Origin of the sequence: Neomoorella sulfitireducens, assembly GCF_024733845.1 — a bacterium.
Classification (GTDB): domain Bacteria; phylum Bacillota; class DSM-521; order Neomoorellales; family Neomoorellaceae; genus Neomoorella; species Neomoorella sulfitireducens.
The window spans coordinates 37940-54867 of sequence record NZ_JANRHG010000013.1; the positions used below are offsets into that span (position 1 = coordinate 37940).

Genomic DNA, 16928 nt, shown 5'->3' on the forward strand with positions numbered 1-16928 from the left:
TCAAGGGCAGGGAGTATAAATGGGTGAAAGGCTTGGAAAGCTTCAAAAACGGGGGAAGGAGAATGTGAGAAGGTAGATGTTATAAGCTAATTATTTATAACATTTACAAATCATTTCTAAAAAATAAAAATCCATCACAAAAAGCTAGATACCGTATTTCCGAATTTTATTATATAATGTGGCCAAGGAAATACCCAGCTCGCTGGCGATCTTCCTTTTGGCGGTTACGCTTTTCCCGTATAAGCGCAACTTTTCCCGAATAATATTGATTTCAATTTGATGCAAATTATAGACGCTGCTATCGTTAACGGTATTTAAAGAGACTGCTCTTTCTTTTACGAGCTTCGGCGGGAGATGCTCGGGAAGCAGGACGCTGCTCTCTGTAAAGTTCACCATAGCCAGGATGGTGTTGCGGAGTTCGCGCACGTTTCCTGGCCAAGAATAATTCTGGAAGAATTTTATAGTTTTCGGGTCAAAGGTTATCTTCTTATTGCTTATTTTCTCTAGAAAGTAATTGGCCAGCAAAGGTATATCTTCCAGCCTTTCCCTTAAGGGAGGTATCTCCATGGGAATTACACACAAGCGATAATATAAGTCTTCCCTAAACTTTCCTTCGGCAATTAGCCTTTCCAGATTCCTGTTGGTGGCCGCGATGATTCGCACGTCAACCGTTATCGGCTGGGTACCACCTACCCTTAAGAATTGGCCTGTTTCCAAAACCCGAAGGAGTTTGGCTTGTAGATTTAAATCCAGATCGCCAATTTCGTCTAAAAAAAGAGTGCCGCCGTCGGCTATTTCGTATAAACCGAGCTTGCCGTTTTTTAAGGCTCCTGAAAATGAGCCGCTTTCATAACCAAAGAGCTCCGATTCCACGAGATGGGGCGGAAGGCAGGCGCAATTCAGGCTTACAAAGGCATTTTGGTTCCTCAAGCTAGCGTTATGGATGGCTTGGGCAAATATCTCTTTCCCCGTACCGCTTTCCCCTAATAGGAGGATGCTTATATCCTTTAAGGCAGCATTCTTGGCCATTTGTATCACTTTTGTTATTTTTGGACTTTGTCCGATAATATCTCTAAACGTGAAAGTAGCCTTAAAATCAGTATGCACTATCCTGTTGCGCATCTGTTTGATCTTGCGGGAATATTCGGCTAAGGTCTGGTTGACATCCTCTAGAGTTTTAAAGACGGAGATGCCGCCAATAACCTCGCCGTTGATAATTAAAGGGGACATGGAAACATAGGCATTGGTATTACCTATAACCTTTTTGCGGATGCTATTGATAGGCGTTCCTGTTTTCATTACCTTTGGGAGCAAAGGATTCTCGACAAAGGTGGTTAGCTTTTGTCCGATCACCTCCTTGAGGGTAAGGTTGGATATCCTGGCGTAGGACGCATTGGCATAAATGATATCTAAGTCTCTATTGACAACCAATACGCCGTCGCTCATAGAATCGAGTACTTTTTTAAAAAAGTTGTTATCTAGATTCATTGCTTCAAAAACCCTCCAATATAGTCCCCATTACATGAGGAAGGGGTGCTTAAAACATTTCTTCCTAAGAAACCATAATTTTTAAATAATACTGTCGAGATCATTATAGCAAGGTCAAAAATAATTTACAAGTATTTATTCTAATTTTTAAAATCAATCCCCTGTCCCTTACCTTATACCTCCCCTGATGATATACATTGAAATTTGCCGCTTTGTACAATTATTAACAAAATCTCTTCTAATTTCTATAATATACAAGCAATTTGCCAATAGTTTTTAAAAGCCCAGCTGCTTAATGGGGCATTTTATTCCCCTCGCCCTTTCTTTTATTGGCTTTGGCATAAATTATGCAAAAGAGATAAACTGTAATATGCTTTAATAGGAGGTTAATTTCCATGGGCGAGGTAAAACACGAAAGGATAAGGTTCCGGGTTTCCACCAAAGAGATGGAACGTCGCTGGAAATTGATCAGGGAGGCCATGAAGGCGAACAATATCGATTCCTTCTTTGCCCAAAACAATAATAAATGGCTCGGCGGCTATATAAGGTATCTCATTGATATTCCAGGGGAAAACGCTTATCCCAAAACAGTTTTTTTCCCTGCCGATGAGGAAATGGTCTTAATTGTCAGCGGTGGGGAACCCCTCCCCCCTTCGCCGCCCGATTGGGCCATCCGGGGTATCAAACAAAGATTTGCCCGCCCCTATTTTCGAACCCTGAACTACACCAATCCCTATGATGCTCAGGTCGCCGTCGATCTGGTGAAAAAGCGGAACGATAAAAGGGTCGGCCTCGTCGGATTAGGGCTGATGGACGCCTTCTTCATCGAGTATCTTAAAGGCAATTTGCCCGACGTGGAATTTATAGATTTCACCGACAGCATCGACGAGATCAAAGCGGTAAAAAGCGAAGAGGAAATCTCCTATATCCGTAAGGCAGTAGCCTTACAGGATGCCATCTTTGCCGCTGCGCCGACCTTTATTCGCCCAGGCAGATACGAATGGCAGATCCGGGCTGATCTTATTAAAATGTGTTTTGACCTGGGGAGTGAAGAGCAATTAATCATGATCGGCTCGGCCCCCCCCGGTTCCTCCACCGGGCAATTCCACCAGTTCTATCAGAACAGGCAAATAAAAGAGGGCGATCAGGTCTTAATCATGTTAGAAGTCAACGGGCCCGCCGGTTTCTATGCGGAAATCGCCCGGACCTGGTCTTTGGGCGAGCCGCCGAAAGAGCTAGTCGACGCCTTTGAATTCGCCAAGGAAGCGCAGAAGCTCGCCGCCAGCATGATCAAGCCGGGCGTCCTCCCCAAGACGGTGCTGGACGCCATTAACGACTTCGCCGTCAGTAAAGGTTATCTTCCCGATAAACGCTTAGTGGCCCACGGCCAAGGCTATGACCTGGTAGAACGGCCGGGCTTTAATCCCGAGGAAAAAATGACTTTTAAGCCCAATATGAATCTTGCCATCCATCCCATAGCTTTAACCCCTGATCGGAAGACTTATGCCTTCTGTTGCGATAATTACCTTTTAACCGCAGACGGGATAGAACGCCTCCATAAGACACCCCAAGAAATCATCGTAATCGACATTTAATTTAAGGGGGGGGGGTATCACCTAAAGAGAGCAAGGAGCAATGGTGCGCCTGGTTAAAGCCGATACTTAAAAATTAAAGGGGGAAGAGATGATGAGGAAGCTGGGTGTAATATTGCTGAGCATAATGCTGGTGTTTACAGTTTTAGGCTGCGGGAAGTCCGGCACATCTACGGAAACTAAAGGTGCGGAGACCCAAAGCACCCCGGCCCAGCCGATAAAAATCAAGGTAGGTTGCGACAATACTTCCGGCGGGCCCTGGGACCAGGGTTTCAAGGAATTCATGCGGCTGGTAGAACAAAAGGCGCCTGGTAGGATCCAGTTTCAATATTACCCCGATGGTCAATTATCCAACAACGACCAGCGGGTAACGATGGAAATGCTCCAAACCGGCTCGATACACATTGCTGCCCTGTTGCCTTCCATCTACGAACAGTTCGACCGGCGCTGGCAGATATACGGTATGCCTTACTTGTTTAAAACTACAGAAGAAGCCCGCGCCTCCTGTGACGGCGAAGCCGGCAAGTATATGCTGAGCTTGCTGGAAGAAAAAGGCATCCACGGCCTGGCCCTTTGGGAACAGGGATGGCGGCACCTTACTACATCTAAAAAGCCGGTGAGGTTGCCCCCGGATATTAAAGGTATGAAAATCCGCGTTATGGACAGCCCCAGCTTTATCGAAATGATGAAGGAGTTAGGGGCGCTGCCGCTCGTTACCTCCATGGGCGAACTCTATACCGCCCTGCAGCAAGGAGCGGCCGACGGCCAGGAAAACCCCTTGACCACCATTTACCGCCGCAAACTCTACGAGGCCCAGGATTATTTGACCCTAACCCGGCACGTCTATAACCCGCTGATAATAGGGGCCAATAAGAAATTCTACGATTCCTTGCCGGCTGACATCCAAAAGGTACTCACCGAAGCAGCCCTGGAAACCGTAGCCTTCGAGCGGAAGGCTAACGATAACGAGGATACTAAATTCCTGGCAGAGTTAAAGAAAGAGCTGGAAGTTATCGAGTTGACCGATGCCGACATCAACCAGTGGAAAGAGGCGACCAAAAATATTTTGCCCAAGTTTAAAGATACCATCGGGCAAGATGTCCTGGGCAAATTCGGAATAAAATAAGCGAGTTTTCGGCAGCAACCGGAATATTAATTTTATATACGGTTGCTGCCATTTTCCCCTTTAGGTTAAGTAGTCTTAAGGAGGGCTTCCCATGAATAACGGGATAAAACACGAGCGCGTGAGGTTTTCCCTCCCGACGCGCGAGCTGGAAAGGCGCTGGCAGGCCGTTAGGACCGCCATGAAGGATAAGGATATCGATATAATCGTCGTCCAAAACAACAACAAATGGCTGGGAGGGTATGTGCGCTGGTTTACCGACGTTTCAGCCCAGCACGGCTACCCCATGACCATACTCTTCCCTGCCAACGACGAGATGACAATCATTAGCCATGGTAGCCCGCCCCTACCCCCTGCCCCTCCCGCCTATGCCTTGCGGGGGGTTAGGGAAAGGATCCCTGTGCCCTATATGCGGACGCTGAACTATACCGATTCTATGGAGCCGGAAACGATAGCCGCGATAATTAAGGCAAGAAATGATAAAAGGATAGGTATCGTCAGCCCCGGTAACATGCCCTATCCCTTTTTGGCGGGCTTAAAAGAGAGGCTGCCCCACGTGGAGTTCGTTGATTTTACCGACGAAATCGACGGCATCAAAGCCGTTAAAAGCGAAGACGAATGGTATTTTATTCGCAAGGCCGTCGAACTCCAAGACCGCCTCTGTGCCGCCATGCCTGTCCTTATGCGTCCCGGTATGTATGAATACGAAGTAAGGCAGAGGATGGTTTACTTTTTAGAAGAGCAGGGTAGCGAGGAACAATTATTCTCTTTGTCATCGGCGCCCATCGGTTCCTTTGCTGGCCATACCTGGGTGCAGTTCCAAAACAGAAGAATTGAAAGAGGCGATAACATCTTTATCATGATCGAAGTCAACGGTCCTGGCGGAATGTACGGGGAAATCGCCAGGATCTGGTGCTTGGGGGAACCCACCCGCCAGCTCCTCGATTTTTGGCAGTTAGCTTTAGAAGGCCAGAAACTGATCGCCAGTTTAAGTAAGCCTGGAGCCCGTCCGGCAGATATTTTAGCTACCTACAATGAATTTCTGGCGGAAAAGGGATTCCCCCCGGAAAATCGGCTCCTAGCCCACGGCCAGGGATACGATCTGGTGGAGAGGCCGGCCTATCGGCCTGAAGAAAAAATGCTCCTGCAAACAGGAATGAACATAGCCATCCATCCCATTGTCATGAATGAAAACACCTATGCTTTCTGTTGTGATAACTATATAATAAAGGAAGACGGCGCCCATTTACTCCATACTTTCCCCCAGGAGATTATAGTAATCGATTAAACAGCCAGCTAAAAAGTCGTTTTGAACACCGGGCATGGCGCTCTTGCCAGTAACGGTCCGGTGTTCAAAACTCTAGATTATTTAGCTGGCTCCCATCTCTTTCTGCCGTTTCGTTTTCTGTAAACACCAGCAGGACAAAATAAAATTTTCCATTTAGAGTATAACGGTCCTTGCTTTATTACCGCTAACCTGTCTGAAGCTGCATAGCTACTCGAAGGCCTTCCCCTTCTAACAGGCATACGAACATCCTGAGTTAAAAATGCGTACCATTTTGTTACTTATCCCTCACCTTAGATAATAAGAGGTTTTTTGCTTACGTTATTAGCAATACCGATGCTACTCACCGGTATTATTTTTTTATGATAATGACCTGCCGGGAATTATTTTGGGAAAGGAGGGGCAAAATGCTAAATAGTGCTAAAGGTGGATTGCAGGGGAGGTAAAATATGAAGGCAATCATCATGGCCGGGGGGGAGGGGTCGCGGCTGAGACCCCTGACCTGCAAGCGGCCCAAACCCCTGGTGCCGGTGGCAAACCGCCCGGTAATGGAATACTGCGTTGACTTATTGCGTGAACTTGGCATCAAAGAAGTAGGGGTGACCCTGCAGTACCTGCCGGGGTTGATCCAGGAATACTTCGGTGACGGCAGCGATTTCGGCCTGCACCTCCATTATTTTGTGGAAGACAAGCCCCTGGGTACCGCCGGCAGCGTTAAAAACGCGGCTTCTTTTTTAGATGATACCTTTGTGGTGGTAAGCGGCGACGCCCTGACGGATTTCGACCTGCGGCCGGCCATTGTTCGGCATAAAGAAAGCGGTGCCATGGCAACCCTTGTGCTAACTACAGTGGATAACCCCCTGGAATACGGGGTTGTGATTACCAATACCGACGGCAGTATTCGTTCCTTCCTGGAAAAGCCCAGCTGGGGCGAAGTTTTCAGCGACCGGGTCAACACGGGGATTTATATCCTGGAACCGGAAGTCCTGGAAATGGTGCCGGATGGAGAGCCCTTTGACTTCAGCAAAGATCTCTTTCCCCGCTTGTTGAAAGATAAAAAACCTCTTTTTGGAGTAACCCTGTCCGGCTACTGGTGTGATATTGGTAATATAGTACAATATAGACAGGCCCAGGAAGATATTTTAAGGGGCAAAGTTAAAGTGAGGTTGATTGGCGAAGATCGGGGTAAAGGCGTGGTGGCCGGCGAAGGAGTGGAGATCGATCCCTCGGCCAGGATCGAAGGCCCGGTCCTGCTCGGAAGCTATTGCCGAATTGGCGCCGGGACCACCGTGGGACCCTATACCGTCCTGGGGCCGTACACCCGGGTTGATGAAGGAGCCAGCGTCAAACGCTCCATCCTCTGGGATAATGTCTATATCGGTAAGGGGGCCGGCCTGCGGGGGGCGGTTGTCTGCAGCCGGGCCAGCCTGCAGCGGCAGGTGCGGGTTTATGAAGGAGCGGTTATCGGCGACGGCAGCCGGGTAGACGCCGGGGCCGAATTACGGCCGGAGGTAAAGATCTGGCCTGAGAAGATTTTAAGCCAGGAAACGGTGGTACATGAAAGCCTTATCTGGGGACAGGGGATGGGACGGCCCCTCTTTGTCGGCAGCCAGGCGCCGGGTTACCTGCAGGGAGATTTGACTCCTTTCCAGGTCACCCGCCTGGGGCTGGCCTACGGCGCTAGTTTTAAACCGGGCGCCATGGTGGGCCTGAGCACCTTTGCCGGCGGGGCCGGGGAAATGCTCTTCAAGGCCATGGCGGCAGGGATGATGGCTGCCGGGGTCAGGGTCGCCGACCTGGGACGGTTACCAACCCCGGTTCATCGTTTTGCCGTCCGCAGTTTAAGGCTGGCCGGCGGTTGCCATATTAAACAGGATGCTGCCAACCGGGATAAAGTTTGGTTGCACCTTGTCAATGAGCGCGCTCACGATTTGGCCCCGGGAGCGGTACGGAAAATTGAAAACCTCTACTGGCGGGAAGACGGTCGCCAGGTAAAAGAGATAGAAGCCACCATATATTTCCCGGCCCTCCGGGAAGCTTACAGCGAATGGCTGCTGTCTACCCTGGATGAGGGGGGGATAAAAAGAAGGCCGGTACGGCTGGCCCTGGGGTGCCAGGGAGAAATAGCCGCCCTGGCCGCTGAGGTTTTACAGCGGGCCGGGGCCGATGTGGTCCGGCTGGATTTCGACCCCGCCAAGGGCTGGGGTGCCATCCAGGAAGATATGCCTTTTTTTGCGGCGGAAATCAAGGGCTACGGGGCGGGACTTGGAGCGGCAATCGATCAAAATGGCGAGGAGTTAATCCTTTTTACCGGCGAAGGGCGTCGCTTAACGCCATCCCAGCAGCAGGCCCTCCTGGCGCGGGTTTACCTGGAAGCCAACCGGGAGAAACGCCTCATCCTGCCGGTGACGGTATCCCGGGCTGCGGAACTGGTCGCCGGGCGCATGGGAGGAACGGTAGAGCGGGTGAAAAGCCATCCCGGTATCTACCAGGAGGCCATGGCCCGGGTGGACGGCGAAGGGGTCCCGGCGCAGCAGCACCTGCAGCTGGATGCCCTGGCAGCCCTTCTTTATATCCTGGACTGGCTGGCCCGCCAGGATGAAAGCCTGGCGGAAGCGGTGTCCGGCTTGCCGCCCGTCCATACCGTTACCCGGGTCGTCCCCTGTCCGTGGGAAGCTAAAGGCCGGGTTATGCGAAGCCTGATTGGTGAAGAGCCGCCTGAGAGGGTGGAGTTACTAGACGGCGTCCAGATACGCCATAAAGACGGCTGGTCCCTGGTATATCCCGATGGAGAAACTCCCCACTACAGGGTTTACAGCGAAGCTTTTTCCCAGGAGGTGGCCGAAGAACTGGCCGGCTTTTATGAGCAGCGTTTAAAGGAACTAATTGCCAGAGATTGGAATTGGAGCAGGTAAGGACCATCTATTCAGGTGGTCCTTTTTTATCGACAAATATTACTTGCTACTAATAATACCTGGTGGTAAAATAAGTGGGTAGGGGGGTAGAAAAATGTTGCAGATTCGCTGGCATGGTCGCGGCGGCCAGGGTGCCGTGACGGCGGCGCGTATCTTTGGCCTGGCAGCAGCAGTTTATGGAGGATGGTATGCCCAGTCTTTCCCATCCTTCGGCACGGAACGGCGGGGAGCGCCGGTAACGGCCTTCACGCGCCTTGATGACCGTCCCATTCGCGACCGCAGCCAGATTTATAGCCCTGATTATGTGGTGGTCCTGGACGCTACCTTGCTTGAAAGCACGGATATCTTTACCGGCCTGAAACCAGGAGGGATTGTCCTCATTAATACCGGCCGGGAGCCGGTAATGGCCCGGTCGCCGGAAACCAGGGTCTATATCCTGGACGCCACCCGCCTGGCCCTTGAGGTGCTGGATACTCCCATAGTTAATACAGCCATGGTGGCGGCCCTGGCTGGGACGACCGGCATCCTTTCCCTGGAAGCGGTGGAAAAAGCTATTGCTGCCGTTCTATCCCGGGATCTGGCTACCAGAAATATTGCCCTGGCCCGGCGGGCGTATGACCTGGCAAAGGTTCTGGGCAGTAAGGAGGCAATAGCCTGTGACGGTTAAGGGACAAACCCCGAAGGAATCTGGTAACCGGTTAAGAGGGAGGCGGTATTAATTGCTGGCTGAAAGTGATTTAAGGAAGGGGCCCAACCTGGCAACACCTTTATTGAGTACGACTACTGGATCCTGGCGCCTGGTGCGGCCGGTTTTGAATACCGAACGCTGTAATAACTGCCTTATATGCTGGCTTTTTTGCCCGGAGGGATGTTTTACCAGGGGCGAAAGGGTAGTGAGCCTGGATCTAGATTTTTGCAAGGGTTGCGGCATCTGTGTGGCGGAGTGCCCGCGGGAGGCCCTGGCCCTGGTGGAAGAAGGTATCAGCGATGCGCGCCTATCTGAACGGTAACGAGGCGGTGGCGGCGGCGGTGAAACTCGCCCGGACGGAGGTGGTGGCCGCCTACCCCATTACGCCCCAATCAACTATTGTCGAAAAAATAGCAGAATACATAGCCGATGGTTCTATGGAAGCGGACTATATAAGGGTAGAATCCGAACATGCCGCCCTGGCGGCCTGCTACGGGGCGGCAGTGACGGGAACACGGGTCTTTACGGCAACCTCTTCCCAGGGACTGGCATACATGTTTGAAATGCTCCATTACGTGAGCGGTTGCCGCGTACCCCTGGTTATGGCCGTGGCTAACCGCGGCCTGGCGGCTCCCTGGACCATCTGGGCCGATCACCAGGACGCTGTTGCCTGCCGCGATACGGGCTGGATCCAGCTATATGTGGAAACGGCCCAGGAAGCCCTGGACACCTGCCTGCAGGCCTATAAAATAGCCGCCCACCCGGAGGTGCTGGCGCCGGTCATGGTCTGTTTGGACGGCTATGTCCTGTCCCATACGGAAGAGATTGTGGAGGTGCCGGACCAGGAGACCGTTGATCGTTTCCTGCCTCCCTACCGGCCAGAGTATAGCGTGGATACCCGGCGTCCCTATGTCTTTGGTGTCGGTACAGGTCCGGACCTGTATCCTGCTTTTAAGTATAACCAGCAGCAGGCCATGCTGAAAGCCAAAGAAGTAATTAAAGAAGTGGAACGGGATTTTCAGGCCCACTTCCAGCGCAGTTACGGCGGCCTTGTTGATCCTTATTATTGCCATGATGCTGCTGTGGTGCTTGTTGTCATGGGGGCTACTGCGGGAACGGCCCGGGAAGTGGTGGACGAGTTACGCCGGCAGGGCGAAGCGGTGGGCCTCCTGCGCCTGCGCAGTTTCCGGCCCTTCCCAGTAGAAGACCTGCGGGCGGCCCTCTCCGGTGCCGGGGTGGTGGCCGTTCTCGACCGCGATTGCTCTTTCGGTTATGAAGGGGTGCTGGCCACGGAGATTAAAGCGGCTCTCTACGACCTGCGGGAGAAACCCCTGGTGACCGGCTTTACCGGCGGCCTGGGCGGACGTGATATCCGCCGGGAGGAACTGGCAGGAATTTTCCACCGGTGCCTTGAGGTGGTGCGTTGCCAGGATGAAGGTACGGGGGCGGTTTTAAACGGCTACTGGCAGAAATGAAATGGTTGCCATAAAAACGAAGAGCGGGGGTAAATGGATATGGTCAAGATAAAAGATTTGCCAGACGCCGAATTTGTACAGGGTTCCTACGCCTGTGCCGGATGCGGGGGAATACTTGCCGTCCGCCTGGCCTTAAAGGTCCTGGGACCGGAAACGGTCATCGTCACCACGCCCAGCTGCCTGCTGGGGGTAACCACTTTTTACCCCCAGCTGGCCTTCAAAGTTCCCTGCGTCAATGTCACCTTCCCCAGCACGGCGGCGGCCGTCTCTGGGGTGGTGGCCGGTTTAAGGCGCCGGGGGAAAAAAGGGGTCAAAGTCGTGGGCTTGGCCGGCGACGGCGGCACCGTCGATATCGGGCTCCAGGCTTTATCCGGCGCCGTGGAGCGGGGCGATAATTTTCTCTTCATCTGCTATGACAACGAAGCTTACATGAATACCGGTGTGCAGCGTAGCGGGGCTACTCCTTTAGGGGCGCGGACCACGACAACTCCCGTCGGTAGCTTGGGCCGGGGAGAAGAACGGCCTAAAAAGGATATGCTGGGTATTGTCGCCGCCCATAATATCCCCTATGCGGCTACGGCCAGCATCGGCTATCCCCAGGACTACCTGAGCAAGGTGCAGAAGGCTATGCAGGTGGAAGGCCCAGCCTACATCCAGGTCCTTTCTCCCTGCCCGCCGGGCTGGGGCTACCGTAGCGACCTGACGGTGAAACTCGCCCGCCTGGCCGTCCAAACCGGCCAGTGGACCCTGGCCGAGTACGAAAACGGGCGGTTGACGGTGAAGGAAATCGCCAATCCCCGGCCTTTGCGCGAATATCTAGCTCCCCAGATGCGTTTTGCCCATCTATTAGCTTAATGGTTATTGTATGTCCTTCAGTTGTAGGTAGTTCAACAAATGCGTGGTAGCTGCAGGCCACTAAGAAGATAAAGTTCCCGGGTAGCCCCCAGGGCGGTGCGTAGGAAGACGCGGCCGCTTCCTTTTTTTATTTCCCCGATGACGGCGGCCTCCCGGCCCAGGGAATGCCGGCGGAGAAAGGCCAGGACATCTTCAACGGCAATTTTATCGACCACGGCGCAGAATTTACCTTCATTGGCAAGGTAGAGGTAATCCAAACCCAGGATTTCCGCTCCCCCGCGGACATTATCATGGACGGGGATGGCTTCTTCACTGAGGATAATATTAACTTGAGCACTCTGGGCTAGTTCTTTCATCGTCGTGGCCAGCCCACCCCGGGTAGGGTCGCGCAGCCATTTAACGGTACTTGAGAAATTCTCAAGCAGGGGCAGGATTAAGGTATGCAGGGCGGCGCAATCGCTCTTTAATCCTTCCAGGCCGAAATTCTCCCGGGCCGCAATGACGGCCAGGCCGTGGTCGCCTACCGACCCGCTGCAGATAATTACATCACCTGGCCGGATGCGGCGGTAGTCCAGGTTAATACAGTCATCCACCACGCCTATCCCTGTGGTATTGATATAGATAAGGTCACCGTGGCCGTGTTCTACCACCTTGGTATCACCGGTCACTATTGCTATCCCGGCTTCCCGGGCGGCTGTAGCAATATTGACAATTACCTCTTCCAGAACCGATATGGGCAGCCCCTCTTCGAGAATCAGCCCTACGGTGAGGTAAAGGGGGCGGGCGCCGCTGACGGCCAGATCATTCACCGTACCGTTGACGGCCAGGGTACCGATATTGCCGCCGGGAAAAAAGAGGGGCTTAACGACAAAGGAATCGGTGGTCAGGGCCAGGCGACCGGCCGGGAACGGGAGCAGGGCGGCGTCGTTTAAAGGCTGCAGGGCTTCATCATGGAAGTATCTTAAAAACAGATCGCTGATCAACTGGTGGGTCAACTCGCCACCGTCGCCGTGAGCTAAGGAAATAGTCTCTATCATACTGTTATATTTGGTCATAGCGTAATTTCGCCTCCCAAAAACGGAGTAGAAGCAGGGAGGGAAGGGAGAAGGTACAGCCGGTGGCTTAATTAGGGTTTACCTTTTTTATCCTGCTTTCCTGGAATAACGGTAGTAGGCGGCACAAGAACCCTCTGAAGATACCATGCAGGGGCCTACAGGACGGAGAGGGGTGCAGTGCCGGCCAAAAAGGGGACACTGTGTTGGCAAGGATAGGCCTTTCAATACGCTACCGCAACGACAACCCTCCGGCGGAGGTGATGGCCTTATTGCCAGGGGCCAGCGACGGGTGGCATCAAAGGCCTGATAGGCATTATTCAATTTCAGGCCGCTGAGGGGGATCAACCCTAGCCCGCGCCAGTTAGAGGGAGCCAGGGAGAAAACTTCCCTTAAAATTTCTTGTGCTTTGGGATTACCCTTTTCGCTGACTACCCGCGGGTAGGCGTTAATGACTTGTGCTTCTCCTTCTTGGATTTGGACCAGAAGCTCCAATAAAGCTCCCAGGATGTCAAGAGCTTCAAAACCGGCAATAGCAGCTGGCAGGTTGTATTCTTTAGCCAGGAAGGTAAAGGCCCATCGCCCCACAATAGCGCTGACGTGCCCTGGTAGAAGCAGTCCATCCAGCTTTAACTCCGGGTCGCCGGCGAGTGAAGCCAGGGCTGGTGGCACCAGTTTGTGAGCGCTGTAAATGGTAAAATTTTTGAGTCTCAGGACCGCGGCCTCTTTCACTGCCAGCCCCACGGCAGGGGCCGTAGTTTCAAAGCCTATTCCTAAGAAAATAATTTCCCGATCGGGATTTGAACGCGCCAGGGTTACGGCTTCCCGGGGGCTGTAGCAAACCTGGATCTGGTAACCTTCTATTTTAGCCTTTTCCAGCGAACCCATGCTGCCCGGGACGCGCACCATGTCGCCAAAGGTTGCAATAATGACACCCGGTTGTCTTGCCAGGAAAAGCATGTAGTCTATTTCTTCAGGGGCGGTAACGCAAACGGGGCAACCTGGTCCGCTGCGCAGATCGATGCATCCCGCCAGTAGGCTGCGTAATCCTGTACGGGACAGGGCTACCGTGTGTGTCCCGCATACCTCCATAATTACCGGCCGGCGGCCATATTTGCCTGCTATGGCAGCCGCCAGTGATTTTACCCTTAACAGAAGCCTGTTTGCCAGCTCCTTCTGCTGATAAGTGCTCCATGTTTCCATCCTCAAGTTGCTCCCCCTATATAACCACCCATTTATACTTCACCGGAACAGGTATTAGCACTCACGGCAGACGTCTTCTTGAATGCAATTAACTCCTTCCATAGATCCAAGCGCGCCCTGGCTTCCTCAGTATCAATAACGCTGATGGCATGGCCGGCATGGACCAGGACATAACCCCCGGGACGGCACCCGTCCACCAGGGCCAGGTTGACTTTTAACTGGACCCCCTGCGTTTCCGCAGTAGCCTGTACGCCATCAGCATCAATACTGATGATGCGTGCCGGTACCCCTAAACACACCCTGTTTTCGCCTCCTTCCAGGTAGCCCTGGCAATTGCCGCCTGGCCAAGACTTAAACCGCCGTCATTAGGTGGCACGAGCCGGTGGCGATAGACGGTAAATCCTCTTTTGGCCAGATTGCGGACCATTGTTTCAAGTAAAAGGCTATTATGCCAGACCCCGCCGCTCAAGGCTACCTCCCGTACGCCGGTCAAGCCGGCAACCCGCAGGATGGCCTGGAGAAGCATTTCTGCCAGGGTATGGTGAAAACGGGCGGCAATAACAGGTACTTCAACGCCTTTTTGCAGGTCATGCCAGATGGCTTTGATCATTGCTCCCGGGTCCATTTCTGCACCGGTCAGGTTAAAAGGATAGAGTGGCCAGCCGTCCTGTTCTCCGCCGGCGGCCAGGGCAGCTTCCTCCAGGGCGCAGGCAGCCTGGCCGTCGTAGGTGTTTTCCATGCAGATGCCGCATAAGGCGGCGACAGCATCAAATAGACGGCCCAGGCTGGAAGTGGGAACGATATGGAAATTATTGCTAAGCATTTTAAGGACCATATCCAGGGCCGGTCCCTGCCGGCTAAAAAGTTCCCGGGCCGCGGCCGCTCCTACGCCGGGTTCCAGATAGGTGTACAGGTAGCTTACGGCCATATACCAGGGATGGCGCGCACCCTGGTCGCCGCCGGGCAGGGGGGTGTAGCGCAGGTGATAGAGGCGCTGAAAACCTTCATAGGACCCAAGCAAAATTTCTCCGCCCCAGATGGCACCATCCGGGCCGTAGCCGGTACCGTCACATATCAACCCTAAAGCCGGAGCGGTAACGCCGTTTTCAGCCAGGCAACTGGCCAGGTGGGCATGGTGGTGCTGGATACTTATGCTTTTAGCGTCCAGCCGGCGGGCAAGGCGAGTGGAGAAATAGGATGGGTGCAGGTCGCAGGCAACAATTCCCGGGCGGCAGGCACATAAAATTTGCAGGCGCTCCAGGGCTTCCTGCCAGGCAGCCTGGGTCTCCACTGCGGCCATATCGCCGATATGCTGGCTTAAAAATGCCTCTCTTCCTTTGAGCAGGCAAAAAGTATTTTTCAGGTCGCTACCCACACCCAGGACATCGGGGCCATCCGGTAAGTCGAGCTGTATGGCAGAGGGCACGAAACCGCGGGAACGGCGGTAGAAGTGGGTATCACCCAGCCGCCAGGCTATTACGGAATCGTCACAACGGTTAACTATTTCCCGGTCATGGATCAGGAAATAGTCGGCTATTCCCGCCAGTTCCTGCAAAGCCCTGCTATTTTCTTTGATAAGAGGCAGGTCGCTGGTATTGGCACTGGTCATGACGAGGAGCGGCGGGCCTTCCTGGAGGAGGAGCAGGTGCAGGGGGGTATAGGGAAGCATAACTCCTAGAGAACTTAATCCCGGGGCTACCTCCCGGGCCAGGTCGGTACCCGGCCGTCGCCGCAGGAGGACGATTGGAGCCGCTGTGGAAGTAAGGAGGTTGATTTCCTCCCGGTTGACGTAACAGTATTTCTGGACCGTGGCCACATCCCGGGCCATAACGGCAAGTGGCTTGAAAGGACGTCCTTTGCGGTGGCGCAAGGCGGCCACGGCTTCGTTGCTGGTGGCATCAACGGCCAGGTGGAATCCTCCCAGGCCTTTAATGGCCAGAATGCAGCCACGGTGCAGGAAGGAGGCTGCCTGCTCAACCCAGTCACCGTCTACCGGTTGCCCTTTATTATCCAACAGGATCACCCGGGGACCGCAGGCCGGGCAGGCTACGGGCTGGGCATGGAAACGCCTGTCGGTAGGGTTATTATATTCAGCCGTACAGTTGGGACAGAGCGGGAAAGAAGCCATGGCCGTCCGGTCGCGGTCATAGGGCAGGGAATAAATAATGGTAAAACGGGGGCCGCAGGAGGTGCAGTTGGTAAAAGGATAACGATAATGGCGGTCGGCCGGATCCAGCACTTCCTGCCGGCAATCAGGGCACAGGGCTATATCAGGCGATGCAACTACCTTTTGTTCTAACCCGGCTATACTGGTTTTAATAGTAAAATCCTGCCAGCCTTTAGGGGGTAATTCTTCCTGTTGCCAGGTGGAGATCCTGGCTAGGCGGGGCGGACGGGTCAGGATCTCGCGGATAAAACTTGCCAGCCTTTCTGCTTCACCTTCGGCATCAATACACACACCGCTGCTGGCGTTATAGACCTCCCCGCGGATACCCCAGGTCTGGGCCAGGCGGTAAACAAAGGGGCGGAAGCCGACGCCCTGGACGATACCCTGGAGGGTCAGGCGGTAGCGCCGCAGGGGGAGGCTTGTTGCTTTTTTGAGGTTATTAGCTGTTTGAGCCATAAAAACCATTCCTCAAGACCTTCTCCCGTACGCGCCGAGAGGGTTATGATTGTAAGGGCCGGGTTTAAAGCCCTCAGGTCCTGGCTGAATGTGACCGGATCGAAATCGGTATAAGGAAGGAGATCGATTTTATTTAAGAGCAGGAGCCGGGCTTCCTGGAAGACGAGAGGGTATTTTAAAGGTTTGTCGCTGCCTTCGGTAACGCTCAATATTCCAACCTTGACGTCCTCGCCCAGGTCAAACTCGGCCGGGCAGACCAGGTTGCCGACGTTTTCAATGAAAAGCAAATCCAGCTCCCCCAGGGGCAGTTCCGGGAGGGCGGCGGCGATGAGGGCGGCATCCAGGTGACAGGCACCGGCCGTGTTGATCTGCACCACCGGTACTTTCCAGGCGGCTATGCGGGCGGCGTCGCGGCTGGTAGCAATATCGCCTTCTATGACCCCGATTTTTATCTCCCCCGCTAAATTGGCCAGGGTTGCTTCCAGGATGCTGGTTTTACCGGCACCGGCGCTGCTGATGAGGTTTACTACGGTCACGCCGCTGGCTTGAAAGAGGGCCCGGTTGGCAGCCGCCTGGTCACGATTGGCCTGGCGCAGGTCCTGGGCCAGGATAACTTTGAAGTCAGCCAT

14 protein-coding genes are annotated in these 16928 nt (G+C 53.6%); 8 read left to right on the forward strand and 6 right to left on the reverse strand.

Annotated elements, in window-relative coordinates; all coding sequences use genetic code 11:
* Positions 1-144: 144 nt before the first annotated feature.
* Positions 145-1488, reverse strand: coding sequence for a sigma-54 interaction domain-containing protein (locus NWF31_RS12020; protein ID WP_258360746.1), 1344 nt, complete (start codon positions 1486-1488; stop codon positions 145-147).
* 395 nt (positions 1489-1883) lie between these two features.
* On the opposite strand from NWF31_RS12020, the gene NWF31_RS12025 reads away from it, so the two are divergent.
* The 8 genes from NWF31_RS12025 (at position 1884) to NWF31_RS12060 (ending at position 11421) form a co-directional block, all read left to right on the forward strand.
* Positions 1884-3083: a M24 family metallopeptidase gene (locus NWF31_RS12025; RefSeq protein ID WP_258360747.1), complete on the forward strand. Its 1200-nt coding sequence runs from the start codon at positions 1884-1886 to the stop codon at positions 3081-3083.
* A gap of 91 nt (positions 3084-3174) precedes the next feature.
* Positions 3175-4206: a TRAP transporter substrate-binding protein gene (locus NWF31_RS12030; protein WP_258360748.1), complete on the forward strand. Its 1032-nt coding sequence runs from the start codon at positions 3175-3177 to the stop codon at positions 4204-4206.
* A gap of 91 nt (positions 4207-4297) precedes the next feature.
* A complete protein-coding gene (locus tag NWF31_RS12035) occupies positions 4298-5491 on the forward strand; it encodes a M24 family metallopeptidase (protein WP_258360749.1) in 1194 nt (397 codons plus the stop codon).
* Between the two features lie 446 nt (positions 5492-5937).
* Entirely contained in the window at positions 5938-8403 is a 2466-nt protein-coding gene (locus NWF31_RS12040; RefSeq protein ID WP_258360750.1) for a sugar phosphate nucleotidyltransferase, read from the forward strand.
* Positions 8404-8497: 94 nt separating this feature from the next.
* Positions 8498-9070, forward strand: coding sequence for a 2-oxoacid:acceptor oxidoreductase family protein (locus tag NWF31_RS12045; protein ID WP_258360751.1), 573 nt, complete (start codon positions 8498-8500; stop codon positions 9068-9070).
* 52 nt (positions 9071-9122) lie between these two features.
* A complete protein-coding gene (locus tag NWF31_RS12050; protein ID WP_258360752.1) occupies positions 9123-9413 on the forward strand; it encodes a 4Fe-4S binding protein in 291 nt (96 codons plus the stop codon).
* A complete protein-coding gene (gene porA / locus NWF31_RS12055; protein ID WP_258360753.1) occupies positions 9391-10566 on the forward strand; it encodes a pyruvate ferredoxin oxidoreductase in 1176 nt (391 codons plus the stop codon). Before NWF31_RS12050 ends, porA begins: the two co-directional genes overlap by 23 nt.
* A gap of 39 nt (positions 10567-10605) precedes the next feature.
* A complete protein-coding gene (locus NWF31_RS12060) occupies positions 10606-11421 on the forward strand; it encodes a thiamine pyrophosphate-dependent enzyme (RefSeq protein WP_258360754.1) in 816 nt (271 codons plus the stop codon).
* 32 nt (positions 11422-11453) lie between these two features.
* Here NWF31_RS12060 and hypE read toward each other — a convergent pair whose 3' ends face one another.
* The 5 genes from hypE to hypB form a co-directional block, all read right to left on the reverse strand.
* Entirely contained in the window at positions 11454-12476 is a 1023-nt protein-coding gene (gene hypE / locus NWF31_RS12065) for a hydrogenase expression/formation protein HypE (RefSeq protein ID WP_258360755.1), read from the reverse strand.
* An 87-nt stretch (positions 12477-12563) separates the two neighbouring features.
* On the reverse strand, positions 12564-13676 hold the full coding sequence (hypD, locus tag NWF31_RS12070) for a hydrogenase formation protein HypD (RefSeq protein WP_258360756.1): 1113 nt from the start codon (positions 13674-13676) through the stop codon (positions 12564-12566).
* Between the two features lie 32 nt (positions 13677-13708).
* Complete coding sequence (locus NWF31_RS12075) at positions 13709-13975, reverse strand: HypC/HybG/HupF family hydrogenase formation chaperone (protein WP_258360757.1); 267 nt, start codon at positions 13973-13975, stop codon at positions 13709-13711.
* Entirely contained in the window at positions 13966-16299 is a 2334-nt protein-coding gene (hypF, locus tag NWF31_RS12080; protein WP_258360758.1) for a carbamoyltransferase HypF, read from the reverse strand. The genes NWF31_RS12075 and hypF overlap by 10 nt, the downstream gene beginning before the upstream one ends.
* Positions 16236-16928, reverse strand: a complete 693-nt coding sequence (hypB, locus tag NWF31_RS12085) for a hydrogenase nickel incorporation protein HypB (protein WP_258360759.1) — start codon at positions 16926-16928, stop codon at positions 16236-16238. Before hypB ends, hypF begins: the two co-directional genes overlap by 64 nt.